We start from the raw sequence: 25,962 nt of genomic DNA on the forward strand, positions 1-25,962 counted from the left end.
GAAGGCACCCGCGACACCGCAGGCGAACGGGAGGGCAACGGATTCCGCCGAGGCGCCGACCACCTCGGGCACGGAAGCCACGGTCCCGTCCGCGGCCGGGTCCCCGGCGTCCGGGACGGCGACGGGGGAGCGGGCCGTCCCGCCCCCGGTCGACCGTGGCCCGGCGGACGAGCCCACCGGGCCGGCGACGCGTGTCCTGCTCGCCCGGCTCGCCCGGGCCGTCGACATGCGCGGGATCCGGTTCGCCCTCGCGGTGCTCTGCGGGGTGTGTGCGGTCGCGGCCGGTGCCTCGCTCACGGCCGTGTCCGCATGGCTCATCGTCCACGCCTCGACCCAACCGCCGATCATGTACCTCCTCGTCGCGATCGTCGGCGTCCGGTTCTTCGGCCTCTCCCGCTCCGTGTTCACCTATGCCGAACGGCTCCAGCTCCATCACGCGATGCTCGACGCCCTCGTCGACCTCCGCGAACGGATCTGGCTCGCCTTCGCCCGGACCGGGACCGCGAACCGCTCGCTCGCCCGCGGTGAGGTGGCTCTGACCCGGCTGGTCTCCGACGTCGACGACATCCGCGACCTCGCGCCCCGCGTCGTCCTACCTCCGATCGTCGCAACGGTGATCGCCGCCGCGGCCGTGGTCGTCCTCGGGATCGTCCACCCCCTCGCCGGGATCGTGATGGCGTGCGGTGCGCTCGTGTGCGGACTGCTCGTCCCGCCTCTCACCCTCCGGCTCGACGCCCGCGCCGGGATCGCCCGGGTCCGGGCCCGCCGGACGGTGCTCGAACGTCTCTCCGCGCTGCTGTGGGCCCGCGAGGACATCCTCGTGAACGGCAGGGCACCGGCGGCACTCGCCGCGTTCCGGGAGGCCGACCGGGCCGTCGGTGACGCGGAGCTGCGGGCGGTGCGTGCCACGGGTGTCGGCGAGGCCCTCATCACCGGTGCGGGCGTGCTCACCGGGGTGTGCATGCTCCCGGTCCTCGCCCCCGCCGTGCTCTCCGGTGCCCTGTCGGGCGAACTGCTCGCGGTCGCGGTGCTGTTGCCGCTCGCGCTCATCGATCCCTTCCTCGACGCGCTCACCGCGACCCAGCAGTGGCCGGCCCTGCGCAGCGTCCTCGCCCGGGTCCCCGAACTCGACGGACCCCGGGATCGCGCGGCGTCCACCGAGACCGCGGACGGTGACGACCACGCCGGGGCTGCACGCCGTCCGCACGTCTCCGGACCGGTCCGCGCGCTCGCGCTCGAGGACGTCGCGGTGCGCTGGCCCGGAATGGACCACGACGTCGTGACCGGGGTGAACGCGGAGGTGGGGACCGGTCGCTGGGCGGTCGTGAGCGGTCCCTCGGGAACCGGTAAGACGACCCTCGTGAGCGTGCTCCTCGGATTCCTCGAGCCGAGCGCCGGCACCTACCGCCTCGACGGGCAGGACATGCACGGGGTGGATCCGGCGGACCTCGAGGGGATCGTCGCCTGGTGCCCGCAGGAGGCCCATGTGTTCGATTCGAGCCTCCGGGCGAACCTCCTCATCGCGCGGGGACGGGACGATGCCCCGAGCGACGAGGAGATGCGTGCGGCACTCGTGCGGGTCGGTCTCGGGGACCTCGTCGACGAGGTGGGCCTCGGTGCGACGATCGGCGCCGGCGGGTCACACCTGTCCGGTGGTCAACGGCAGCGGCTCGCGGTCGCCCGTTCGTTCCTGGCCCGGTCGAGCGTCGTCGTCCTCGACGAACCCACCGCGCACCTCGACCCCGAAGCGGCGCAGGACCTCATGACCGATCTGCGCGGGGGACTCGGTTCCCAGATCGTCGTCCTCGTCACGCACGACACCGGTGCGGCACGGAGCGGGGACGAGAGGATCGAGCTCGGGCGCGATGCGCGGGAGTACGCCGCGTCCTGAGGACGAGAGCGGGGCGTGAATGACGACGCGGGCTCCGGGATTTCCTCGGCGCCCGCATCGTGCGGTCGGTGGGGTGTGCAGCGGCGCCGGGTCAGTCCCGCTTCGCGCCGAACATGATCTCGTCCCAGCTCGGGACCGAGGCACGGCCCTTCCTCCGTGCTCCGTCGTCGGCGGAGCCGTTCGCGCCGCCGGTCGCCGGAGCGGTCTCCTCGCCGTTCGCGTCCGGACGGACCATGATCGGCAGGGTCGGTTGCGGCTCGGAGTCACCGTGCGGCGCGGAGGCGGAGCCGGCGACCGGCGCCGAGGCGGGGTCGGAGGCCCGGCCCGGGGCGCCTCGGCGGTCGTCGGGACCACCTGCGGGACGTGCGGTGGTGTCCTGACCGGCGCCCGGCTTCGCGGGGCGGGCGAGGATACCGGCGTCGACGGCGTCCTCGGGGGCACCGAGGGCGGTGTGGGCCCCGTCCGGGTGTGCCGGCGGGGTGTCGCTCACCGCCCGGAGCCCGAACTGCTTGGGCGCCGGGGGAGTGGTGGGTGCCTGCGGTGCCGGAGCCTCGGACGCCACGCCCGTGAGGTGGCGGCCGCGCCGACGACGCAGGCTCTCGAGGATGCGACCGGTCTCCTCCTCGTGGGTGGAACGGTGATCGACGAGGGAGACGGTGCGGCCCGAGCGTTCCTCGTGGACCGCGGTACGCCCGCCGTCGGACTCGATGTTGAAGACGCGCTCCTGCGCCGTGCCGAAGTTCGGGATCGGGCCGGAGTCGGTCGGACCGGCGTCGGAGAGCCACTTGGCCTCGTCGTCGACCGGGTTCACGGAGCCGCGGGCGAACTCCCAGCCGGCGCGGCGTTCCTTGCCGGCGGCGATGAATCGGAGCTCGACGTACCAGACCCCGGTGTTCTTCTTCCAGGCGTCCCAGCTCATGGTGTCGAGGTCGACCTCACGCATCGCGAGGCGTTCGCGGGCGAGGACGAGGAGTTGCTTGGGCGTCCGGTCCGGGTCGTTCTCGGGGTACACGAGGCTGCGCCCGGCGCGCTGCGCGATGTGCGCGCGCTCGGCGAGCACCGGATGCTCGTACTGCTGCACGTGGGAGAGATCGGCACCGGTGGCCTCGGCCACCTCGGCGGAGGTCATGCCCGAGCGGATCATCGCCTGGATGTCCTTCGGGCGGACCGCCTCCCCGGCCGCCTGGATCTGCGAGAGCCGGGAGCGGTCCCGGCGCACGGCGGCGTACAGGCCTTCGTCGATGGGCAGCAGGAACTCGCGTCCCTCGGGGTCGCGCAGGACGAGGTGTTCCTCGTCCTCGTGCACACCGCGCAGAGTCAGCTTCAACATCACGTCCGTCCTCCAAGAAGTACAACCGCTTGAATCCTGACACGGGGGCGCTGCGGTTGGGCGGAGGTGGGCGGGCGAGTCGCAGGACGGTGTGGTTCGGCAGGGGCCTGTCGCGTGAGACGCCCGCTCCCACGTGAGCGAGATCGCGCGGGCGCGCTGTACGACGGCTTGTAGAATCGATGGCGTGAATTCTGCTGCCTCCTCGACGTCCTCCGCGGCTCTTGCGTCCTCCGCGGCTCTTGCGCCCTTCGATGCTCTTGTCCTCATGTCCTTCGGTGGACCCGAGAGGCCGGAGGAGGTCCTGCCGTTCCTGCAGAACGTGACGAGGGGTCGCGGTATCCCGGACGAGCGCCTCGTCGAGGTCGGGGAGCACTACTACGGGTTCGGCGGGAAGTCGCCGATCAACGAACAGAACCGTGAGTTGCGGGCCGCGCTCGAGGCGGAGGTCGCCCGCCGCGGTCTCGACGTCCCCGTGCTGTGGGGCAACCGCAACTGGAACCCGTACCTCACGGATGTCGTCCGTGAGCAGGCGAAGGACCACGGACGGACCCGGTTCCTCGCGATCGACACCTCCGCGTACTCCTCGTACAGCTCGTGCCGGCAGTACCGTGAGGACTTCTGGAAGACCCGGATCGCACTCGCGGAGGAGGGCCTCGAGGTCTCCTTCGACAAGATCCGCCAGTACTACAACCACCCCGGTTTCGCCCGCGCCGAGCTCGACTGCGTGCGCCGCGGGCTCGCCGAGTTCACGGAACTCGTCGGCACGCTCGATCCGCGCACGCACCGGGTCCTCTTCACGACCCACTCGATCCCTCAGGGTATGCAGGACGCCTCCGAGGCGGAGACCGCCGGATACCGTGCCCAGCACGAGGCCCTCATCGAATGGGTGGTCGGTGAACTCGGTGGGGCGATGCCGCTCGACTGGGAGCTCGTGTACTGCTCGCGCTCGGGTGCTCCGCACGTGCCCTGGCTCGAACCCGACATCAACGATCGGATGGAGGAGTTGAAGGAGTCCGGTGTCGAGGGTGTCCTCGCGGTGCCGCTCGGGTTCGTCTCCGACCACATGGAGGTCGCGTTCGACCTCGACACCGAGGCGCGGCAGACGGCGGCGGACCTCGGTCTCGCGTACGTCCGTGCCGCGACCGTGGGGACCCACGAGGAGTTCGTCGCCGGGCTCGTCGACCTCGCACTCGAGCGTGCCGCCCAGGCGCGGGGCGAGGATCCCGAGGCGCCGGCCGTCACGGCGGAGGGTCCGCTCGGTCCCGGCAGCGGCGCCTGCTCGATCGCGTGCTGCCGCGGAGTGCGTGAGCGCGAGGTCCACCCGACGTGGCCCGCGGTCACGGCCGACGCCTCCTGAGGGCAGGGGGTCGAAGGGCCTTTCCGCGCACGGTGCGGGGCCCGGCAGGGAGGCTTGTGAGGAGTCTCATGTGTAACGAAACCGTTACGTACTTCCCCCTTGCCAAAGCATCGGCCTACGTGAACAATAGCGGGGACATTGCACAGAGGGCCTTCCACCGGCCCACTTCTGGACTTTCCGCAGCACCCGGATCAGCCCCTCCGTGCGAGTTTTCCACGCACATCCCTCACGCGAAAGAGTGATCAGACTAGATGGCGACCGATTACGACGCACCTCGCAAGCAGGACGAGGAGCTCAAGAGTGACTCGATCGAAGAACTCAAGGCGCAGCGGAACCAGAAGCAGGCCAGCCAGGTCGACGAGGACGAGGCCGTAGCGGCGGACAGCTACGAGCTGCCCGGCGCCGATCTCTCGAACGAGGAACTCTCGGTGCGCGTGCTGCCCAAGCAGAACGACGAGTTCACCTGCATGGAGTGCTTCCTCGTCCGTCACCGTTCGCAGCTGGCGAACGACGACGAGTCGCACCCCGTGTGCACCGACTGCGCGGGCTGAGCGGGTTCGGCCCTCACGCGAGCAGTACGGAGAACGGCCCCCGACAGTACGGAGAACGGCCCCCGAGGAGAGATCCTCGGGGGCCGTTGCGTCGTCGTGGGGTGAGTGGCAAGTGTTCGCCGCCCGCGCCGCGGGCCCTCGTCGGCGGCTCAACCCTCCGGCTGCAGGGCCGCAGCGAGGGCCGTGGCGTTCCGCGTCGAGACGATCCAGTACGGCGTGACGTCGTCGGCGTCGTCGATCGTGACCTTGACGACGTCCTTCACCCACGGGCGGGTCATGAGGAACGCGCGGGCGTCCAGACGCATCCCGCGCTCGGCGAACGCCTCCTCGGCCTCGAACGCCTCCGCGCTGCGGATGAACGCGCGGTCGATGTGCGCCTTGTCCGCATAGAAGGTGTCCGCGGTGACGACGATCCGCGCCGACAGCGCCCGCAGCACGAGCGCGGCGAGGACGAACACGACGATGGGGACGATGATCCCACCGGCCGCCCACACGGGAATCACCATGAGCGACGTCATGGCCGAGAGAGCGGCGGTGATGAACCAGTAGCCGAAGGTCGGCCAGAGCCGCTCGGAGTACGTGATGGTGGAGTTCGTCGTGGGTGCGGACATGCCTCGATTCTCCCACACGCGCCACACCCGGGATGCGCTGCGGAGGATGCGCGCTAGAGTGCCCTGCGTGGCTATCGAAGAACTCACGATCGAACTGAAAGCGGTGGACTCCGGTCTCCCCGTGCCCTTCTACGAGCACGCGGACGACGCCGGTGCCGACCTGTACTCGGCGGAGGACTTCACCCTGCAGCCCTTCGAACGCCGCCTCGTCGGGACCGGGATCGCGATCGCCCTCCCCGAGGGGTTCGCCGCCTTCGTCCACCCGCGCTCCGGCCTGTCGATCAAGCACGGCATCACCGTCGTGAATGCACCCGGCACGATCGACGCGGGGTACCGCGGGGAGATCAAGGTCCCGCTCGTGAATCTCGACGCGACGGCGCCGTTCGTCGTCTCCCGGGGCGATCGCATCGCCCAGCTCGTGATCCAACGGGTGGTGAAGGCGGACTTCACCGTCGTCGACGTGCTCTCCAGTACCGTGCGCGGGGAGGGCGGATTCGGCTCCACCGGGGGCTTCTCCGCCCAGGGCTGACACGATCCCCGCTCAGGGCTGTTTCGATCCCCGCTCAGGGCTGACACGATCGCACCCGCCGCTACACTTGACTGCGTTCCACACCCGACCGAAGGACACCATGGGACTCTTCGACTTCCTGCGGAAGAAGGACGATCGCGCCGCCGACCGCCCGGATGCCGACGACCGCTTCCTCGAGGACGCCGAGGCGACCGAGGAGGACACCCGCCCCGTCACCGCGGAGACCGGTGACGCGGAGGACGACGAGGAGTGGGTGTCGTTCGACAAGTCCGCGCCGCGCGATCGGGCGGAGAACGGGCCCTGGGACGCCGACGAGGACTATCCGGAGGCGAACCGCATCGACCTCGGGGCACTCCGTGTCCCCGTGCGCGACGGCATGCAGGTCCGGCTCGACGTCCAGGACAGGACCCGCCGGATCATGGCGGTCACCCTCGTCCACGGAGGCGGATCCGTGCAGTTGCAGGCGTTCGCCGCGCCCGCCTCGGAAGGACTGTGGAACGACGTGCGCCGCCAGATCACCGAGAAGGTGACGACGGCCGGCGGGAAGGTCGACGAGCTCTACACCGACCTCGGCCACGAGATCGTCACGAAGTCGCCCGCGAAACTCCCCGACGGACGGGTCGGCATGCGTCTCACCCGGTTCGCCGGGATCGACGGACCGCGCTGGTTCCTCCGCGCGGTGTTCAACGGCAAGGCGCTCGCCGAGGAGTCCGTGCTGCAGGACCTCCAGGAGATCGTCCGCGGCACGGTCGTCGTCCGCGGTTCCGCGGCGATGCCCCCGCGTGAGCTCCTCGCGCTCACCGAGCCGAAGGCGGCCGGTGCGCAGGACGCAGCCGGCGACACCGCCGCCGGGACCGAGCCGAAGAAGGACGACCTCGACGACCTCGACCCGTTCGAACGCGGCCCGGAGATCACCGAGGTCCGGTGATGACTCTTCTCGAGCGCGCCCGCGCTCTCGCCGACCGGATCGCGTCCCGCGACACCGAGGAGGGCGAGGAACTCCACCGCGCCAGCCGGGTGGACGGTGCCGTCCCCATGAACGAGGTGCAGCCGCGCGCGGTGTGCACCGTCGCAGGAGTCGTCGTCGCCGTCACCCGTTCGGTGCCGGGCGAGGCGCCCCAGCTCTCCGTCGATCTCAGTGACGGGACCGGGGTCGTGAGTGCACGGTTCCTCGGCCGCCGGGAGATCACGGGCATCGCGCCCGGTCGCGTCCTCGTCCTCGAGGGGCGGTTCTGTTCCGATTCCGGCGGGCTCGTCGCCCTCAACCCGGCCTACCGACTCATCGGTTCGGAACGCGCGGAGCCCCGCGCGCAGCAGCACTGAGTCCTCGGGCCCGCAGCAGTACTGGGTCCCGCCCACCGGGATCCCGGGCCCCGTGCGTTCAGGCCCCGGGATCCCGGGCTCCGGGCGTTCAGGCCCGCAGCAGTCCGAGCAGCTGACCCTGGCGTTCGGGCGAGGAGATGAAGAAGAGTTCGTCCCCGGCCTCGATCGTGTCGTCCGGGGTCGGGGCGATCGCCTTGCCGTGACGCACGATCGCGACGAGCACGGTGTCCGGCGGCCACGTGAGCGCGCCGATCCGCGAGCCGAGGACGGTCGCGCCCTCGTGCACCGTGAACTCCATGAGGGTCGCCTGCCCCTTCTCGAGGCTCATGAGATTCACGAGACCGCCGACCTCCACGGCCTCCTCGACGAGCGCCGTCATGAGCCGCGGGGTCGACACCGCGACGTCGACACCCCAGTTCGAGTCGAAGAGCCACTCGTTCTTCGGATTGTTCACCCGGCTCACGGTGCGGGGCACCCCGAACTCGGTCTTCGCGAGCAGGCTGAGGACGAGGTTCACCTTGTCGTCACCGGTCGCGGCGACGACGACATCGGCGGTCTCGAGCCCCGCGCCCTCGAGCCCCTCGAGCTCGACGGCGTCGGAGAGCAGCCACGAGGCGCCGGGCACCCTGTCGTGGCGGATCGCGTCCTTCTTCTGTTCGATGAGGAGCACCTCGTGCCCCTTGCCGAGGAGTTCACGGGCGACGGACCGGCCGACGGAACCCGCCCCGGCGATGACGACCTTCACGCGTCCTCCTCGATCCCGAGTCCGAGCTCGTCACGGTTCCGGCGGTCGACGGGCAGGTCGAGGATCCGCACGATCTCCTCGAGGCGGTCCTTCTCGCACACGACGTGGACGAGATCACCGGCCTGGACGAGCGTGTCGCCGGAGACGGTGATCGCATCACCGAGGCGGGTGATGTACGCGACCCGGGCATCGATGCGGGATTCGATCTCGGAGACGGGGTGCGCCACCCACTCCGGGTGGAGGTGCACCTCGGCGAGGACGACCCGGCCGGAGGGATCCCGGAACTCGGTGACGGACCCCTGCGGGATGAGCCGCCGCATCACCTGGTCCGCGGTCCACCGCACGGTCGCCACCGTCGGGATGCCGAGGCGTTCGAACACCTGGGCGCGCCGCGGGTCGTAGATGCGGGCGGTGACGTTCCTGACCCCGAAGGTCTCGCGGGCCACGCGGGCGGCGAGGATGTTCGAGTTGTCGCCGCTCGAGACGGCGGCGAAGGCGTAGGCGTCGGCACAGCGGGCACGGGCGAGGGCGTCCTGGTCGAACCCGACCCCGGTGATGGTCGAACCGGAGAAGCTCTTGCCGAGTTTGAGGAACGCATCCGGGTCCTGGTCGACGACGGCGACCGTATGACCTGCGGTGTCGAGTGTCCGCGCGAGCGTGGCGCCCACACGCCCACATCCCATGATGACGAAGTGCACTGCCGGCACAGTCCTTTCCTTGGTCCCCTACGATGGGGCCGTGGCAACCAGTTTTTCCGATGCGGTCAAGAGACTACTCGTCGGACGTCCCTTCCGCAGCGATCACTTCCGTGCGGAGGCGCTGCCGAAGCGCACTGCCATGCCCGTGTTCGCCTCGGACATGCTCTCCTCGGTGGCGTACGCGCCCGACGAGATCCTGCTGTCCCTCGCGGTGTCCGGGGTGGTCGCGCTCACGGTCTCCCCGTGGATCGGATTCGTCCTCGGTGTCGTCATCGTCGTCGTCGTGTTCTGCTACCGCCTCACGGTGCGTGCGTACCCCGGCGGCGGGGGCGACTACGAAGTGGCGACGAAGAACCTCGGGCGCCGGTTCGGGCTCGCCGCGGCCGCCGCCCTCCTCGTCGACTACGTCCTCACCCTCGCCGTCTCGATGACGGTGTTCTCCGGGTATCTGGCCGCCGCGTTCCCCGTGCTCGCCGAGCACCGTACTCTCGTCGCGGTCGCAGGGATCGTGCTCGTCACCATCGCCGGTCTGCGCGGCTCCTTCGCCACCCGCTCGGTCCTCGGACTGCCGACGTACCTCTTCATCGGCGCGGTGTGCGTGACGATCCTCGTCGGCGCCGTGCGGATCGCCTCCGGGGACGTGCCCGAGGCCGCGACCTCCGGTTACGCGGTCGTACCCGAGGCACACGCCGACACGATGCTCGTCGGTCTCGCCGGTGTCTTCATCGTCCTGCGGTCGTTCTCCTCCGGGTCCGTCGCCCTCGCGGGTGTCCAGACGGTCGCGACGGCCGTGCCCCGGTTCGCGGCGCCCCGGGGTCGCAACGCCGGGACGACCCTCGTCATCACCGGTCTGCTCTCGGCGCTCATGCTCGTGGGGCTCACGTGGCTCGCCGGACGCGTCGGGGTCGTGTACGTCGCGGACCCGGAGCGGAGTCTGGTGACCCCCGCGGGACTGCCGGTGGGGGAGGACTTCCGGCTCGACCCGGTGCTCGGCCAGCTCGCCCAGGCCGTGTTCTCGGGGGCGCCCTTCATGTTCTACGCGGTCGCACTCATCGCCGCGCTCGTCCTCTTCGTCGCCGCGAACACGGCCGTCGAGGGTTTTCCCGGACTCGCCTCCCGCCTCGCGCGCGACGGCTTCCTCCCGCACCAGCTCGCCACGCGGGGCGATCGCATGACCTTCACGAACGGCATCCTGCTCCTCGCCGCGGCCGCGATCGTCCTCGTCGTGGTCGCCCGGGCGGACGCCCCGCAGCTCATCCAGCTCTACCTCGTGGGCGTGTTCGCGGCGTTCTTCCTCGGTCAGTGGGGCATGATCCGGCACTGGAGCGCACGTATCCGGCGCATCGTGTCCTCACCGACCCGGCGCCGGATGCACCTCAACCGCGCGGTGAACGCGGTGGGACTCGTCATCGCGATCCTCGTGCTCTCCGTCGCACTCGTGACGAAGTTCTTCGCGGGGGCGTGGATCGCCGTCGTCGCGATGGTCGTCCTCTACCTCGGGATGGGGTCGATCCACCGGCACTACACCCGGGTCGAACGCGAACTCGCCCCGGACGAGGACGAGAACGACCGGCGCACCCTGCCGGCGAACATCCACGCGATCGTCGTCGTCACCGACGTCCACAAGCCGACCCTCCGGGCACTGTCCTTCGCGCGCGCCACCCGTCCGACCTTCATGAGCGCGGTGAGCGTCGCGGTCGACGAGGACGCCGCGGACGCCCTCGCGAAGAAATGGGATGCACTCGAGCTCCCCGTCCCGCTCACCGTGCTCGACAGTCCCTACCGGGAACTCGTCCGGCCGATCATGAACCACATCGGCTCGATCAGGAGACGTTCGCCACGTGACCTCGTCGTCGTGTACATCCCGCAGTACATCGTCGGCCGGTGGTGGGAGAATTGGTTGCACAACCAGACGGTCCTCCGTCTGAAGTCCCGACTGCTCATCGTTCCCAACGTCGTCGTCGCCACGGTCCCGTGGCGCCTGAGGTCGTTCAACCGGAACCGGGACTCCCTCCTCCGCCGTGCCGGCGACATCGACTCGAAAGCCCTGGACACCTTCAGATGACCTCATCGCAGCCCGTTCCGCCCGCCTCCGACGCACTCGCCCCCGGGGATCTCCTCGATCTCGACATCACCGGTCAGGCGGCGGGCGGGGAGACCATCGCCCGGCCGGGCGGCCGTGCCGTCTTCGTCCGGGGTGCGATCCCCGGCGAACGGGTCCGCGCCCGGGTGACCGAGGTGAAGAAGCGACTCGCACGCGCGGACGTCGAGGAGGTCCTCGAGGCCTCGACGTACCGCGTCCCCGACCGGCGCCTCGCGCTCGGGGCCGCCGGCATCGGCGGGATGGAGTTCGCCCACGTCGACCTGGCGCACTCCCGCGTCCTCAAGGCGCAGGCGGCGACCGATCAGTTCACGCGCCTCGGCGGTCTCGCGCACGCCCCCGAGGTGCTCCCCGCCGCCCACGAGGCCGCCGGTGAGGCCGCCGGCGGGGGTGCGACCGTGGGCCTCGACTGGCGCACCCGGGTCCAGCTCGCGGTCGCGCGGGACGGCCGGGTCGGGATGCGGGCGGCGCGCTCGCACGAGGTCCTGCCGGTCGACCACATCCCCTTCGCGGTTCCCACGATCGAGGCACTCGGCCTCCACCACCTCTCCCTACCCGGGGTCGAGCGGCTCGAGATCGCCGCCGCCACCGGCGCCGGCGACACCCACGGTTCCGGTGCGGTACTCCTCCACGGTACCCCCACCGCCGAGGCGCGGGCCGCCGTCACCGACGTCCTCACCTCCGCCTCACGCGGGGGAGCGGGGGCGTGGGACCTCCTCGTCCGCACCGGCGGCGCCGCCGCCCGCAACCGCGGCGGTCGCGGCGCCCGCAAACAGCGCCTCGAGGCTGTGCGCGGCAACGGATACCTCACGGAGCACGTACCGGGACTCGACCGGACCTTCCGCGTGCGGGCCGACGGGTTCTGGCAGGTCCACCGGGACGCCGCGGGCGAACTCGCGGCACGGGTGGTCGCGGAGACGACCGGAGCCCGGAAGGTGCTCGACCTCTACTGCGGTGTCGGTCTGTTCTCCCTCGCCGTCGGCGACGCGCACGGGATCCCGGTCGTCGGGATCGAGGGCTCGTCCGAGGCGATCGACTCGGCGCGGCGGAATGCGACCGCCCAGCGTTCGTCGGCAGGCGGGGTTCCCGCCGTCGACGCCGAGTTCGAGGTCGCCCGCATCGAACAGCTCGACGTGCTGCCGGCGGCGGACACGATCGTCCTCGACCCGCCGCGGGCCGGCGCCGGTGAGGCGGTGTGCGCACTCATGGGCGCCTCGGCGGCGGAGCGGATCGTCTACGTGTCCTGCGACGGCGGCACCTTCGCACGGGACGCCGCACTGCTGCGGGGGCACGGGTTCGACCTCGTGAGTACCGAGGGCCACGACTACTTCCCGCTCACCGCACACACCGAGTTCGTCTCCGTGTTCGCACGGTGAAGGCGGTGGAGGGACGGGGCCTCGCCTGCTAGGATTTATCTCGACGTCAAGATACTTTAGGAAACACTTTCGTCATGTAATGGTGACGGTTCCCGCACGTGTGGGGGCGTGTTCCCGTACGGAACGAGTATCAGCGTGCCAACGAACAGGAGAGACACGATGAGCAACGTCGACAGTTTCAAGTCGAAGGGCACTCTCGAGGTCGGAAGCAACTCCTACGAGATCTACCGCCTCAGCGCGGTCGAGGGCTCGGAGAAGCTTCCGTTCTCGCTCAAGGTGCTTCTGGAGAACCTTCTCCGCACCGAGGACGGTGCGAACATCACCGAAGGACACATCAAGGCACTCGCCTCCTGGGACCCGAGCGCGGAACCGGACACCGAGATCCAGTTCACCCCGGCCCGTGTCGTCATGCAGGACTTCACCGGCGTGCCCTGCATCGTCGACCTCGCCACCATGCGTGAGGCCGTGAAGGACCTCGGCGGCGATCCCTCGAAGATCAACCCGCTCGCTCCGGCCGAGCTCGTCATCGACCACTCGGTCCAGATCGACGCCTTCGGCTCCGCCGATGCCATGGAACGCAACATGGACATCGAGTACCAGCGCAACGGGGAGCGCTACCAGTTCCTCCGCTGGGGCCAGACCGCGTTCGACGACTTCAAGGTCGTCCCCCCGGGCATGGGTATCGTCCACCAGGTCAACATCGAGTACCTCGCACGCGTCGTCATGGCCCGTGAGGTCGACGGTGTCGTCCGTGCGTACCCCGACACCCTCGTCGGCACCGACTCCCACACCACGATGGTGAACGGCCTCGGCGTCCTCGGTTGGGGCGTCGGCGGTATCGAGGCAGAGGCCGCGATGCTCGGCCAGCCGGTCTCGATGCTCATCCCGCGCGTCGTCGGCTTCAAGCTCTCCGGTGAGATCCCGGCCGGCGTCACCGCGACGGACGTCGTCCTCACGATCACCGACATGCTCCGCCAGCACGGTGTCGTCGGCAAGTTCGTCGAGTTCTACGGCAAGGGCGTCTCCGCCGTGCCGCTCGCGAACCGCGCCACCATCGGCAACATGTCGCCGGAGTTCGGTTCGACCGCCGCGATCTTCCCGATCGACCAGGTCACCCTCGACTACCTGCGCCTCACCGGCCGCTCCGAGGAGCAGATCGCCCTCGTCGAGGCCTACACGAAGGAGCAGGGCCTCTGGCACGACCCCGAGGTCGAGGTCGAGTACTCCGAGTACCTCGAGCTGGATCTCTCCACCGTCGTCCCGTCGATCTCCGGCCCGAAGCGTCCGCAGGACCGCATCGAGCTCACCGACGCCAAGTCGCAGTTCGCGAAGGACATCCACAACTACGCGCAGCCCGGCGAGGAAGCGAAGTCCCAGCCGGTCTCCATGCCCGACGGCCGCGAGTTCGAACTCAGGAACGGTGCCGTGGCGATCGCCTCGATCACCTCGTGCACGAACACCTCGAACCCCTCCGTCATGCTCGCTGCCGGCCTCCTGGCCCGCAAGGCACGCGAAAAGGGTCTCAACTCGAAGCCGTGGGTGAAGACCTCCATCGCCCCGGGTTCGAAGGTCGTCACCGACTACTACACGAAGGCCGGTCTCATTGAGGACCTCGAGGCCCTCAACTTCTTCGTCGTCGGTTACGGCTGCGCCACCTGCATCGGTAACTCCGGTCCGCTCGAGGACGAGATCTCGCAGGCCATCCAGGAGCAGGACCTCTCCGTCACCGCGGTGCTCTCGGGCAACCGCAACTTCGAGGGTCGCATCTCCCCGGACGTGAAGATGAACTACCTCGCGTCCCCGCCGCTCGTCATCGCCTACGCGCTGGCCGGCACGATGGACTTCGACTTCGAGAACCAGCCGCTTGGCCAGGACTCCGAGGGTGCCGACGTCTACCTCAAGGACATCTGGCCCTCGCCGGAGGAGATCCAGTCGGTCATCGACTCCTCGATCGACACCGAGATGTTCTCGAACGAGTACGGCACGATCTTCGACGGTGACGCCCGCTGGCAGCAGCTCGACACCCCCGAGGGCAACACCTTCGCGTGGGATCCGAAGTCGACCTACGTGCGCAAGCCCACCTACTTCGAGGGCATGACGCTCGAGCCGGCTCCGGTCTCCGACATCAAGGGCGCCCGCGTCCTCGCGAAGCTCGGCGACTCGGTCACCACCGACCACATCTCCCCGGCAGGTTCCTTCAAGGCCGACACCCCGGCCGGCAAGTACCTCATCGAGAACGGTGTGGAGCGCAAGGACTTCAACTCCTACGGTTCGCGCCGTGGCAACCACGAGGTGATGATCCGCGGAACCTTCGCGAACATCCGCCTGCAGAACCAGCTCCTCGACGGGGTCCAGGGTGGCTTCACCCGCGACTTCACCCTCGAGGGCGCGCCGCAGACCACCATCTACGACGCCTCCCAGAACTACCAGGCCGCGGGTATCCCGCTCGTCGTCCTCGGTGGCAAGGAGTACGGTTCCGGTTCGTCCCGCGACTGGGCGGCCAAGGGCACGAAGCTCCTCGGCGTCGCCGCGGTCATCGCCGAGTCCTTCGAGCGCATCCACCGCTCGAACCTCATCGGTATGGGCGTCCTCCCGCTGCAGTTCGCCGCCGGTGAGTCCGCCGAGACCCTCGGGCTCGACGGTACCGAGGTCTTCGACATCGCCGGTGTCGAGGAGCTCAACAACGGCACCACGCCGAAGACCCTCAAGGTCACCGCGACCAAGGCGGACGGCTCGACCACCTCGTTCGACGCGGTTCTCCGCATCGACACCCCCGGTGAGGCCGACTACTACCGCAACGGTGGCATCCTCCAGTACGTGCTCCGCTCGCTCGTCAAGTGAGCCGCTCACGCCCGCGGGCGTGAAACGTCCACGTGACCCGAAGGCCCGTGTTCCTGCGATCCGCAGGAGCACGGGCCTTCGGTGTTGCCGGAGGGCTCGCTCAGCCGGCCGGGCTGATCTCGCTCTCGACGACCCACTTGTGGTGCGTCATCCGCATGCCATCCGCTTCGAGATCGACCATGTACACGGTCTTGTCGGTCGACGCCACGACGGTGGCATGTGCGCCCGTCATTCCCTCCATGTGCTCTGCCTCGAGGACGACCTCGGTGCCGTCGGCGAGGCGTTCCGTGCCTGCGTCCGCGATCTCCTCCTGGACGACCCACCGGTGGTCGCGGACCGGTTCCCCGCCCGTCGTCGGTGTGTAGTCGACCGCGTAGGCGAACGTGTCGTAGGCACCGGAGATCGTGGCGGCCGCTCCCTTCATGCCCTCCATGTGGTCGGCTTCGGGGACGACCGAGGTGCCGACCGGGTACGTGGGGGATCCCGCCTCGGCGATCCCCGCCGGTGCCGGTCCTCCGTCCATGGGGTGCCCCATGGCGGCGTGGTCCATCGCGTCCTCGGTGTGCGATCCCTCGTGGGAGGCCTCCGTCGGCGTACCGGACGGCGCCGTGTCCGAGGACGCCGTCCCGTCGTGGCCCGCGTGGTCGGTGTGGCTCCCGGTGGTGCATCCCGTGAGCGCGAGTACGCCGCCGAGCGCGCCGGCGCAGACGGTCCTGAGAACGGTGTGCTTCACGATCTGTCCTCCTCGGTGATCGGTACCGTGGCGGTGCCTCGCAATATACCCGGGCGGACAAGGAGACCTGCCGGTGATCGTACGGGTCGCAGAGGCCCTTCGGTCGGGTGGTTCGGTCCGTGGACGGCGCAGGCGGGACCTGCCGCCCGAGCGGTAGCGTGTGGCGCGGTCCACAGGCGGCGATCCCGCAGCGGGCCGTCCCCCCGTACCTCCCATCGGAGTGCCGCCACTGCCGGCGTCACCGAAAGCTTCTCCCCGTGAGCCCCGAGATCGTCTCGCTCCTCGTCCTCGTCGTCATGTTCGTCCTCGCCACGTGGAGAGGGGTGAACATGGGTCTGCTCGGGCTCCTCGGTGCCGTTGCGTTCGGCTGCGGGATGCTCGGTATGGACCTCGAGACCGCACTTGCGGGATTCCCGGTCGACATGTTCGTCTCTCTTGTCGGCCTCACGTTCCTCTTCGGTTTCGCACAGAACAACGGGGCGATCGACGTCCTCGTCCACTGGTGCCTGCGCCTGTGCGCCGGCCGCGCGGCGTTCGCACCGTGGGTGTTCTTCCTCCTCACCGCGGTGCTCATCGCTCTCGGCGCACTCTTCGCGGTCGCGATCATCGCGCCGCTCGCCCTCCGCTTCGCCCGCCGCAACGGGCTCAACGTCTTCATGACGGGCCTCCTCGTCGTCCACGGTGCTCTCGCCGGAGCGTTCTCCCCGCTGAGCGTCTACGGCATCTTCATCGCCGACTTCATGGGGCGGAACGACTTCACGGCGGACCCGTGGAGCCTCTTCCTCGCGCCGTTCGTCTTCAATCTCGTCTTCGTCGTGGTCGTGTTCCTCTTCATGCGCCGCAGGCCCGGACCCGGAGCGGAGTCAGTGGCCCCGGCGCTGCCGGGTGGCGGGGCGGACGCCTCGGTGCGGGGCGCCTCGGCCGGCGGCGTCGCCGCACCGGAAGAGACCGAGGTGCGCGTCGACGCCCGGCAGCTCTTCACCCTCGTCGTCCTCGCGGTGTTCGCGCTCGGGGTCGTCGCGTTCGGCCTCGACGTCGGGATCCTCGCGATCGGACTCGGGGTCGTCCTCGCGCTCGTCGAGCCCGCCGCGGGCGCCCGGGCACTGGGGAAGGTCTCGTGGTCGGTCGTCGTCCTCATCTGCGGTGTGCTCACGTACATCCACGTGCTCGAGGAGGCCGGCACGGTCGACTGGGTGTCCGCGGGGATCTCCTCGATCGGTGTGCCGCTGCTCGCGGCGCTCCTGCTCTTCTACATGTCGGGCCTCGTGTCCGCTCTCGCCTCCTCGCTCGGCATCATCGGCGTCGTCATCGCGCTCGCGGGACCCTTCCTCGCCTCGGGGGAGGTGCATGTGGCCGGGTTCGTCGCCGCCCTCGCGATCGCCGCGACGATCGTCGACATCAGCCCGTTCTCGACGAACGGCGCAATGCTCCTCGCGAACGTCGACGAGGATGTTCGGGGAACGTACTACCGGGGCATGCTCCAGTACGCCGGCGTCATGTGCGCACTCGGACCGGGCCTCGCATGGCTCGTCGTCGCGGTCCCGACGTGGCTGGGGTGACCGGCGCGGTTCACCCGATTCCCAGCGTGCTGAGTACGATTGAGGGATGACTTTCCTCGACCGCCTCTCGTCACCCGAGGACCTCCGCCGGCTCACCGATGCCGAGTGCGGGGTCCTCGCGAAGGAAGTGCGCGACTACCTCGTGCAGACCGTGAGCGCGACCGGCGGTCACCTCGGGCCGAACCTCGGCGTCGTCGAGCTCACGATGGGCATCCACCGGGTGTTCGAGTCCCCGAAGGACACGGTCCTCTTCGACGTCGGCCACCAGTCGTACGTGCACAAGCTCCTCACCGGGCGCGCCGCCGCGTTCCCGACCCTCCGCAGCCGCGGGGGGATCTCGGGCTATCCGTCCCGGGCCGAGAGCGAGCACGACGTCATCGAGAACTCGCACGCCTCGGTCGCCCTCTCGTGGGCGGACGGGATCTCGAAGGCGCAGGCCCTCAAGGGGGAGACCGACCGGCACGTCATCGTCGTCATCGGCGACGGCGCACTCACCGGCGGTCAGGCCTGGGAGGCCCTCAACAACATCGCCGCGGAGGCGCACCGCAGCGAACGCAATCTCGTCATCATCGTGAATGACAACGGGCGGTCCTACGCCCCGACCGTCGGCGGTTTCGCACAGCACCTCGATTCGCTCCGGGGCCGTTCGGACTACGAGAAGTTCCTCACGTGGGGCAAGGAACGCCTCGAGCAGGGCGGGGCCCCCGGGCGTGCGGTCTACACAGCCCTCCACGGTGTGAAGCGCGGGCTCAAGGACATGGTCGCCTCCTCCGTCGACTCCCTGGCGGACGCGCGCTCCGGCCTCGGTATGTTCGACGAGCTCGGCATCAAGTACCTCGGCCCCGTCGACGGCCACGACCTCGAGAGCGTCGAAACCGCTCTCCGCCGTGCGAAGGCCTACGACCAGGGTCCGGTCATCGTCCATGCGATCACCCAGAAGGGCCACGGGTACGCCCCGGCCCTCGAGGACGAGGACGACCAGTTCCACGCGGTCGGTGTCATCGACCCGGAGACGGGTCGCGCCCAGCCGGCGAAGAGCCAGTCGTGGACGAGCGTGTTCGGCAACGAGATCGTCGAGGTGGCCCGCCGCCGCGACGACATCGTGGCCATCACCGCCGCGATGCTCATCCCCGTCGGTCTCAAGAAGTTCCAGCAGGAGTTCCCCGACCGCGTGTTCGACGTCGGGATCGCCGAACAGCACGCGGTCGCCTCCGCAGCCGGGTTGTCCTACGGCGGGCTCCACCCGGTCGTGTGCCTGTACGCGACTTTCCTCGGTCGCGCCTTCGACCAGCTCCTCATGGACGTCGCCCTCCACAAGCAGGGTGTCACCTTCGTCCTCGACCGCGCAGGGGTCACCGGGCCGGACGGGGCCAGTCACCACGGCATCTGGGACATGGCGATGCTGCAGATCGTCCCGGGCCTGCGTCTTGCGGCACCGCGTGACGCCGCGCGCCTCGTCGAGGAGTTCGACGAGGCCGTCGAGGTCGAGGACGCACCCACCGTCGTGCGGTTCTCCCGCGGATCGGTCGGCTCGGACATCGCGGCCCTGCGCCGTACCGACGACGGCGTCGACGTGCTCGCCGAGGCTCCCGCCGGGTTGCACAAGGACGTCCTCATCGTGTCCGTCGGCGCCCTCGCGGACCGTGCCCTCGCGGTCGCGGAGGAGCTCGCGTCCATGGGAATCGGTGCCACGGTCGTCGACCCCCGCTGGGTGCTGCCGGTCCCCGAATCCGTCATCGCCGCGGGGGCAGAGCACGCGCTCGTCGCGGTCATCGAGGACGGGGTGAAGATCGGCGGGATCGGCTCACAGATCCGGCAGGACCTCAGGGAGACCGGTGACCGCACCGGTGTCGTCGAGCTCGGTGTGCCGGACGAGTTCCTCCCGCACGGCACCCGTGACGAGATCCTCGAGTACGCGGGTCTGTCGGTCCCCACCCTCGTGCAGAAGATCCTCGCGATCCTGCCCGAGGACGTCGCCCGCCACGCAGCACTCGGCTCGCGCCGCCTCGCCTGAACGCCCCGTCCGCTCCGGGTCGACGGCTCCGGTCTCGATCGTCGGAGTCGTTCACTGCGCGATTGTGTGCGGTGCTGCCGGTCGAGGTTCCGATTGAATGCTGGGTTTCGCCGAATTCGCGCAGCCAATCGCGATCTCAACGTCATGGGCCGCAGCGAATCCCGAACTCAACTCTCGGACCGCTGCCGCCGGCGGACTACTACCCCTCCGCCTCGGCCGCGGCCTCCGAAGGTGTTGTCCGCGCGATCGATGACGTCGAAGGGCTCGGTGTCCGGTCTTGAGCGGCGACCCACGGGAAAGGTCGCGAATGGACGGCTACGAACTCCGTGTCCCGGGGATTCTCCCGTGACTCGAGGGGTGAGAGCCGGGGTGCGGACCTCACGGAAAAGTAGACTCGACCGGCGGGGATCTACCTCTCCAGCTCGGCGGCTGCTTCCGAGAGGGTACTGCGTCTGGGAGCGTCCACAGGTTCGGACCGACGCCGGCGTTCACTGTGCGATTGTCGTCGGTGCTGCCTGTTCAGGTTCCGATTGAATGCGGGGTCTCGTCGATTTCGCGCAGCCAATAGCGATTTCAACCTTGTGGACCGCAGTCGATGGCGATCTCGATGTGGGGTCCGCTGGGAATCGCGATCTGAACTTCGGGTCTCGGTGAATTACTCGCGGGCGGAGAGTACTGGGGCTGCACGTGTTCACTGCGCGATTGTCGTCGGTGCTGCCTGTTCAGGTTCCGATTGAATGCTGGTTTTCCCTGATTTCGCACAGCCGATCGCGATCTCGATGTGGGTGGCCGCAGCCAATCGCGATCTGAACTCCCGGGACTGAGCGTCGCCGATCGTGCGGGTCCGAGGATGTCCTGTGTGGGGCGGCGAGCCACGGGAGAATTCGCGAATGGACGGCTACGAACCCCGTGTCGCGGCGATTCTCCCGTGACTCGAGGGCACGACCGGCGGAGGCTAACCCTCCACGCCGGCGGCGGCCTCCGAGAGGGCACTCGACACGAGGTCGGCCTGCCAGTTCCGGGCACCGTGGGTGCGGAGGAACCGGGACACGTCCGAGGGGCGGCCGACGTTCGTGAGGCCCGCCAACTGCTTCACGAGGCTCGGGGGGACGACGAGGTCGTGGGTCATTCCGAGGTCCTCGGCGATGCGGGCGACCGCGGGCTTCATCGCGTCGAGTCGTGCCTTCACGAGCATGCGGTCGACCTGCGCACGCGGCTCCCCGTCGGGGGAGCGACGGCCGGGCAGCTCGGCCTCCGGCAGCCCGTCCGCGTGGACGATCGCGAGGTAGAGGCGGCGCAGCCCCGCCTTGGAGAGCGAGCGGGCCCCACGGACCTTCCGGATGTCCTCGGGGGAGGAGATCCGCGTTCCCGCGATCTCGACCATGTCCCGGTCGCGCAGGAGTTTGCTCGGAGCGATGTCGCGGGATCGGGCGACCTCGTCGCGCAGTTCCCACATCTCACGTACCCGCGCGAGGGCGCGCTTCGACTTGAGGGTGCCGAGGCCGGAGGTGCGACGCCAGGGCTCCCGGTAGGTCCGCGGCCGGAAGTCGAGGAGCGCCTCGAACTCCTCCTGAGCGTACTCGGCCTTGCCGGCCTGCAGGAGCTGTTCCTGGAGGATGTCGGCGACCTCGATGAGCACCTCGACGTCGAGGGCCGCGTAGTTGAGCCATTCGGCCGGCAGGGGCCGGGTGGACCAGTCGACGTTCGAGTGTTCCTTCGCGAGGCGCACGCCGAGGGTGCGGGCGACGACGGCAGCGAGCCCGAAGCGTTCGTATCCCAGCAGCTTGGCTGCCAGTTCGGTGTCGAAGAGCGCATCCGGGCGCATCCCGCGTTCGTTCAGGCACGGCAGGTCCTGGGTGGCGGCGTGGAGGATCCACTCGGTTCCCCGGAGTGCCTCGTCGACGATCGAGAGATCCGGGAGGGCCTCGGGGTCGATGAGGACGATCCCGGCACCGGCCCGCTTGAGCTGGACGAGCATGGCCCGGTGACCGTACCGGATGCCCGAGGCGCGTTCGGCGTCGACCGCGACCGGGCCGGTGCCCGCGGCGAGGCGTTTGGCAGCGACCCGCAGGCGCGGGACGGTGTCGACGACCTCGGGGACACCCCCGGCGGGATTCTCGAGGAGGGGGAGGGACGCCTCGTCGGGCGACAGTGTCGAAGAACTCACCTCAGCGCCGCCGCCCCGGCAGAGCGACGACACCCTCGGGCAGCGGGGGCAGGCCGGCGACGGTGGAGAGCAGTTCCACCCACGCCTCGAGGTGGTCACGGACGGATTCGGGTTCTTCGATCACAGGAGTCCATGATGCCCGGAGTTCGAGGTCGATGGTCGCCCGACGGTCCGCGAGTGTGCCGAAGCTCTCGGACAGGACCCGCGTCGTCGTACCGCCGGCGTTCCGTACGTCACAGTCGTGGTTCTCGAGCGCCTCCGTGAGCCACGACCACGCGACCGATCCGAGCATCGCCTCGTTCCCGAGTTCGTGCTCGAGTTCGGCGCGGATGTAGCTCACGATCCGGAAGACGCCGCCCCATTCGGCCGGGGCGCTCGGATCGTAGAGGACGACGACGCGCCCCGTGGCGAGTTCCTCGATCCCGTCCCCGGAGGCCGCGAGGAACGCCGGGTCCGCGCGCACCTCGGCCCCGAGCGCGACGGCGTAGGGGGCGAGTCGGCCCGGAGCGGGGATCTCCTTGACGGACACGTGGGGTGTGCTGCGGGCGCTGCGCAGAACGGCGCACACGGCAGCGAAGGGTTCGGGGATCCGCGTGAGCGGTGATGGTGCAGCCACGCAGTCAGGGTAGGAGAACCGGCGCGCGCAGTGGTGGACCCACGCCGGTGGGACAGGAAATCCGGCGGAGATCCGTCGGTATTCCCCGGGTGTCCCGGGTCGGTACGCGACGGGGTCGGGACCACGTGACGGATCGCACCGCGAGACGGTGTGTCCCGAGGTCGGTCCGGGTCGCGGGAGGCGGGGGTGCAGTGCGAAGATGAAGCAATGGTCTCGACTCTTGTGCGTGCTGCGCTCTCGCAGCCGGTGGAATACACGCCCGTCTGGTTCATGCGGCAGGCGGGGCGGTCGCTTCCCGAGTACCGGGAGATCCGACAGGGCAATGCGATGCTCGAGGCGTGCCGCACCCCCGACCTCGTCACCGAGATCACCCTCCAGCCGGTCCGCCGTCACGGGGTCGACGCCGCGATCTTCTTCTCCGACATCGTCGTGCCCCTCCAGGCCGCCGGCGTCGACGTCGTCATCGAACCCGGGGTCGGCCCGGTCATTGCGCACCCCGTGCGGACGCGCGCGGACCTCGAGCGGATCCCGGACCTCGACCCCGAGGCGATCGCCGACATCGCCGAATCCGTCACCCGGCTCGTGGCGTCCCTCGGGGGCACCCCGCTCATCGGGTTCGCCGGCGCACCCTTCACCCTCGCGTCCTACCTCATCGAGGGCGGTCCCTCGAAGAACCACGAGCGCACAAAGGCGATGATGCTCGGGGATCCGGAGCTCTTCCGCGACATCCTCGCGAAGCTCGCCGGGATCTCCACGACCTTCCTCGAGGTCCAGCTCTCCGCCGGGGCCTCCGCGTTCCAGCTCTTCGACTCCTGGGCCGGTTACCTCGCTCCGCGCGACTACCGCACCCACGTCCTCCCGCACTCCACCGGGATCTTCTCCGCACTGTCGTCCTGCGACGTGCCGAGCTTTCACTTCGGGGTGCAGACCGGTGAGCTCCTCTCCTCCATGGCGGAGGCCGGTTCCGACGTCGTCGGCGTCGACTACCGGGTGGAACTCCCGGACGCCTCCCGTCGGGTCCGCCCCGGTCAGGCACTCCAGGGCAACCTCGACCCCGCGATGCTCTTCGCCCCGTGGGAGGTCCTCCGCCCGCGTATCGAGACGATCGTCCGCGAGGGCCTCGATCACGGCGGCCACGTCTTCAACCTCGGGCACGGGGTGCTCCCGGCGACCGATCCGGCGGTCCCGGGCCTCGTCGTCGAGGAGGTCCACCGGGTGTCCCGTCTCGTCCTCGCCGAACGCGCAGCGGCGTCCACCGGCGCGACCGCAGGAGCGGAGGAGGCCTGATGCGTGCACTCGTCGTCGGGGGAGGGATCTCCGGGCTCACGGCCGCCCATCGGCTGCTGCGCGCCGTTCCCGACGCCGAGGTCACCGTGATCGAGCGGCGCGGGCGCCTCGGGGGCCTGCTCAAGTCCTCGACGCTCGGGGGAGTGGCGCCGGAGGGCGCCGACATCGGAGCCGAGGCGAGCCTCTTCGTCCGTCCGGAGACCCGGGCCCTCGCGGCCGAGCTCGGGCTCGAGGCCGTGTTCCCGGATCCCGCGCAGTCCTCGCAGATCTTCGCCCACGGCCGCATGCATGCGATGCCGAAGGGCACCCTCATGGGTGTTCCGGCCGACCCGGACGCGCTCGCCGGGCTGCTCCCGGACGTCGATCTGGACCGGGTCCGGAACGAGACGCTCACCCCACCGGCCGAGGGCGACGCCTCCGTCGGGGAGTTCCTCGCGGCGCGCCTCGGCGATGCGCTCGTCGACGCCGTCGTCGACCCCCTCCTCGGCGGGGTGTATGCAGGACGCTGCCGCGATCTGTCGTTGGCCGCGACCGTTCCGGCCCTGCTGCCGGCGCTCCACGACGGCACCTCGGTCCTCGGCCGCGTCGCCGAGGTGCAGGAGCAACGCCGTGCCTCCGGCTCCGGTGCCCGTGGTCCGGGGGCGAATGTGCCCGGCTCCCAGGCGAACGGTGCCCCGCCGGTCTTCATGTCGCTGCCGGGCGGCATCGCCCGGATCGTCGACGCGCTCGCAGTCGCGATCACCGCAGCCGGCGGGAGGATCCGCACCTCCACGGCCGCGAAATCGCTTGCCCGGACGGAGGACGGATGGTGCCTCGGGGTCACGGACGTCACCGGCTCGACCGACTCCGCGGACGCGATGCCGGGCCCTTCCGAGGAGCTCGGGGCGGACCTCGTCGTCCTCGCCGTTCCGGCCTTCGTCTCGGCGCCCCTGCTCGCCGGCGTCGGCGACCCGGCACTCCGGAGCATCGCGGAGGAGCTCTCCGGTATCGAGTACGCCTCCTCCGCGGTCGTCACCGCCGTCATCGACACCGCCGAGGCGCCGCTCACCGGATCGGGCTTCCTCGTCCCGCCTGTCGAACCGGCCTTCATCAAGGCCTCGACATTCGCCTCCGCGAAGTGGCCGTGGCTCGCCGCCGGGCTGCCCGCGGACACCGCTGTCGTCCGCATGAGTGTGGGGCGTTTCGGCGACACCGCTTGGGCCGACCTCCCGGACGAGGAACTCGCCGCGCGGGCCCTCGAGGACTGGCGCCGCATCACCGGACGGACCGCACCGGCGCGGCACGTCGAGGTGCAGCGGTGGGAGGACGCCCTCCCGCAGTACTTCCCGGGGCACCTCGAGGCCAGTGCGCGGATCGACGCGCAGCTGGCCCCGGTGCCCGGGCTGGCCCTCGTGGGCAACGTCCACGAGGGCGTCGGGATCCCCGCGTGCCTGGCGCGCGCGGAGTCCGAGATCACGCGTGTCCTCGGCACGCAGAACACCCACCGGTGATCGACACCAAGGAGCATGAGCATGACCGATTACGTCCCGCCGACAGACGACCAGATCGCACAGTACAACTCGGAGATCCGCTACACGGCGTACTCCGTGTTCGCTGCTGCCGGTGAGCTCGCCGACGCCGACCGTGCCGCCCTCGCGGCGGACCTCACGCAGGGCCTCGCGGCGCTCGCGGAGGAGGGTCTCGTGGTCCGCGGTACATACGACGTCTCCGCGCTCCGGGCCGAGGCGGACCTGATGTTCTGGTACCACGCCCCGAGCATCGAGGTGCTGCAGAAGGCGTACTCCGTCATCCGTCGTTCGCAGCTCGGTGGGATCCTCGAGCCCGTGTGGTCGGTCGCCGCGATGCACCGCCCCGCCGAGTTCAACAAGTCCCACTTGCCGGCGTTCCTCACCGGGAACGAGCCGGGCTCGTACATCTGTGTCTACCCCTTCGTGCGGTCCTACGACTGGTACGTCCTACCGGCCGAGGAGCGTTCGCAGATGCTCCGCGAGCACGGCATCGCGGCGGCCGGGTACAAGGACATCAAGGCGAACACCCTCGCGTCCTTCGCGCTCGGCGACTACGAGTGGATCCTCGCGTTCGAGGCCGAGGCGATGGACCGCATCGTCGACCTCATGCGGGACCTGCGCGACACGCAGGCGCGCCTCCACGTCCGTGAGGAGATCCCGTTCTACTCGGGCCCGCGCAAGGACCTCGTGGACATCATCTCCGCCTGGCGCTGAGCGTCGCGGAG

Annotated in this window: 21 protein-coding genes; 14 read left to right on the top strand and 7 right to left on the bottom strand. The window is 69.9% G+C overall.

The window, feature by feature from the left end:
- Positions 1 to 1,891, top strand: a 1,891-nt coding sequence (cydC, locus tag ABD172_RS07510; RefSeq protein WP_344308386.1) for a thiol reductant ABC exporter subunit CydC, incomplete at its 5' end; no start/stop codon positions are given.
- A 91-nt stretch (positions 1,892 to 1,982) separates the two neighbouring features.
- Here cydC and sepH read toward each other — a convergent pair.
- Positions 1,983 to 3,221 carry a septation protein SepH gene (gene sepH / locus ABD172_RS07515; protein WP_344308388.1) on the bottom strand — a complete coding sequence of 413 codons (1,239 nt, stop codon included), beginning with the start codon at positions 3,219 to 3,221 and terminating at the stop codon, positions 1,983 to 1,985.
- A gap of 184 nt (positions 3,222 to 3,405) precedes the next feature.
- Between sepH and ABD172_RS07520 the strand changes: the two genes are divergently transcribed.
- Entirely contained in the window at positions 3,406 to 4,578 is a 1,173-nt protein-coding gene (locus ABD172_RS07520; protein ID WP_344308390.1) for a ferrochelatase, read from the top strand.
- A gap of 251 nt (positions 4,579 to 4,829) precedes the next feature.
- Positions 4,830 to 5,129, top strand: coding sequence for a DUF4193 domain-containing protein (locus tag ABD172_RS07525; RefSeq protein ID WP_344308392.1), 300 nt, complete (start codon positions 4,830 to 4,832; stop codon positions 5,127 to 5,129).
- A gap of 149 nt (positions 5,130 to 5,278) precedes the next feature.
- Here the strand turns inward: ABD172_RS07525 and ABD172_RS07530 are convergent, their stop codons facing one another.
- Entirely contained in the window at positions 5,279 to 5,740 is a 462-nt protein-coding gene (locus tag ABD172_RS07530) for a DUF3093 domain-containing protein (protein ID WP_344308394.1), read from the bottom strand.
- A gap of 46 nt (positions 5,741 to 5,786) precedes the next feature.
- Between ABD172_RS07530 and dut the strand changes: the two genes are divergently transcribed.
- The 3 genes from dut to ABD172_RS07545 all read left to right on the top strand — a co-directional run bounded on the left by dut (position 5,787) and on the right by ABD172_RS07545 (position 7,592).
- Entirely contained in the window at positions 5,787 to 6,269 is a 483-nt protein-coding gene (gene dut, locus ABD172_RS07535) for a dUTP diphosphatase (protein ID WP_425546665.1), read from the top strand.
- A gap of 100 nt (positions 6,270 to 6,369) precedes the next feature.
- On the top strand, positions 6,370 to 7,197 hold the full coding sequence (locus ABD172_RS07540; protein WP_344308398.1) for a DUF3710 domain-containing protein: 828 nt from the start codon (positions 6,370 to 6,372) through the stop codon (positions 7,195 to 7,197).
- Positions 7,197 to 7,592, top strand: coding sequence for a single stranded DNA-binding domain-containing protein (locus tag ABD172_RS07545; RefSeq protein ID WP_344308399.1), 396 nt, complete (start codon positions 7,197 to 7,199; stop codon positions 7,590 to 7,592). The genes ABD172_RS07540 and ABD172_RS07545 overlap by 1 nt, the downstream gene beginning before the upstream one ends.
- Before the next feature lie 88 nt (positions 7,593 to 7,680).
- Here ABD172_RS07545 and ABD172_RS07550 read toward each other — a convergent pair whose 3' ends face one another.
- Both ABD172_RS07550 and ABD172_RS07555 read right to left on the bottom strand, forming a co-directional pair.
- On the bottom strand, positions 7,681 to 8,337 hold the full coding sequence (locus ABD172_RS07550; RefSeq protein WP_344308400.1) for a potassium channel family protein: 657 nt from the start codon (positions 8,335 to 8,337) through the stop codon (positions 7,681 to 7,683).
- A complete protein-coding gene (locus tag ABD172_RS07555; protein ID WP_344308532.1) occupies positions 8,334 to 9,035 on the bottom strand; it encodes a potassium channel family protein in 702 nt (233 codons plus the stop codon). The genes ABD172_RS07550 and ABD172_RS07555 overlap by 4 nt, the downstream gene beginning before the upstream one ends.
- A gap of 40 nt (positions 9,036 to 9,075) precedes the next feature.
- Here ABD172_RS07555 and ABD172_RS07560 point away from each other — a divergent pair, with 40 nt between their 5' ends.
- The 3 genes from ABD172_RS07560 (at position 9,076) to acnA (ending at position 15,353) form a co-directional block, all read left to right on the top strand.
- Positions 9,076 to 11,100: an APC family permease gene (locus ABD172_RS07560; protein WP_344308401.1), complete on the top strand. Its 2,025-nt coding sequence runs from the start codon at positions 9,076 to 9,078 to the stop codon at positions 11,098 to 11,100.
- Positions 11,097 to 12,512 carry a class I SAM-dependent RNA methyltransferase gene (locus tag ABD172_RS07565; RefSeq protein WP_344308403.1) on the top strand — a complete coding sequence of 472 codons (1,416 nt, stop codon included), beginning with the start codon at positions 11,097 to 11,099 and terminating at the stop codon, positions 12,510 to 12,512. The genes ABD172_RS07560 and ABD172_RS07565 overlap by 4 nt, the downstream gene beginning before the upstream one ends.
- Positions 12,513 to 12,671: 159 nt before the next feature.
- On the top strand, positions 12,672 to 15,353 hold the full coding sequence (gene acnA / locus ABD172_RS07570) for an aconitate hydratase AcnA (RefSeq protein ID WP_344308405.1): 2,682 nt from the start codon (positions 12,672 to 12,674) through the stop codon (positions 15,351 to 15,353).
- Between the two features lie 100 nt (positions 15,354 to 15,453).
- Here acnA and ABD172_RS07575 read toward each other — a convergent pair whose 3' ends face one another.
- Positions 15,454 to 16,086, bottom strand: coding sequence for a YdhK family protein (locus ABD172_RS07575; protein WP_344308407.1), 633 nt, complete (start codon positions 16,084 to 16,086; stop codon positions 15,454 to 15,456).
- A gap of 257 nt (positions 16,087 to 16,343) precedes the next feature.
- Between ABD172_RS07575 and ABD172_RS07580 the strand changes: the two genes are divergently transcribed.
- Both ABD172_RS07580 and dxs read left to right on the top strand, forming a co-directional pair.
- Positions 16,344 to 17,645, top strand: a complete 1,302-nt coding sequence (locus ABD172_RS07580; protein ID WP_344308409.1) for an SLC13 family permease — start codon at positions 16,344 to 16,346, stop codon at positions 17,643 to 17,645.
- 46 nt (positions 17,646 to 17,691) lie between these two features.
- Positions 17,692 to 19,659: a 1-deoxy-D-xylulose-5-phosphate synthase gene (dxs, locus tag ABD172_RS07585; protein WP_344308410.1), complete on the top strand. Its 1,968-nt coding sequence runs from the start codon at positions 17,692 to 17,694 to the stop codon at positions 19,657 to 19,659.
- 955 nt (positions 19,660 to 20,614) lie between these two features.
- On the opposite strand, the gene ABD172_RS07590 is transcribed toward dxs, so the two are convergent.
- Together ABD172_RS07590 and ABD172_RS07595 are read right to left on the bottom strand one after the other, a co-directional pair.
- Entirely contained in the window at positions 20,615 to 21,826 is a 1,212-nt protein-coding gene (locus ABD172_RS07590; RefSeq protein ID WP_344308412.1) for an HRDC domain-containing protein, read from the bottom strand.
- A gap of 1 nt (position 21,827) precedes the next feature.
- Entirely contained in the window at positions 21,828 to 22,442 is a 615-nt protein-coding gene (locus ABD172_RS07595; protein WP_344308414.1) for a DUF3000 domain-containing protein, read from the bottom strand.
- A 207-nt stretch (positions 22,443 to 22,649) separates the two neighbouring features.
- Between ABD172_RS07595 and hemE the strand changes: the two genes are divergently transcribed.
- Genes hemE through hemQ form a run of 3 tightly spaced genes read left to right on the top strand, consistent with a single transcriptional unit; the run spans position 22,650 to position 25,951 of the window.
- Positions 22,650 to 23,729 (top strand): uroporphyrinogen decarboxylase, encoded by a 1,080-nt coding sequence (gene hemE, locus ABD172_RS07600; protein ID WP_344308416.1) that lies wholly within the window; start codon positions 22,650 to 22,652, stop codon positions 23,727 to 23,729.
- Positions 23,729 to 25,219 carry a protoporphyrinogen oxidase gene (gene hemG / locus ABD172_RS07605; protein WP_344308417.1) on the top strand — a complete coding sequence of 497 codons (1,491 nt, stop codon included), beginning with the start codon at positions 23,729 to 23,731 and terminating at the stop codon, positions 25,217 to 25,219. Before hemE ends, hemG begins: the two co-directional genes overlap by 1 nt.
- A gap of 21 nt (positions 25,220 to 25,240) precedes the next feature.
- Positions 25,241 to 25,951, top strand: coding sequence for a hydrogen peroxide-dependent heme synthase (gene hemQ, locus ABD172_RS07610; protein ID WP_344308419.1), 711 nt, complete (start codon positions 25,241 to 25,243; stop codon positions 25,949 to 25,951).
- Positions 25,952 to 25,962: the final 11 nt, after the last annotated feature.

This window comes from Brevibacterium samyangense (assembly GCF_039529845.1).
GTDB classification, from domain to species: Bacteria; Actinomycetota; Actinomycetes; order Actinomycetales; family Brevibacteriaceae; genus Brevibacterium; species Brevibacterium samyangense.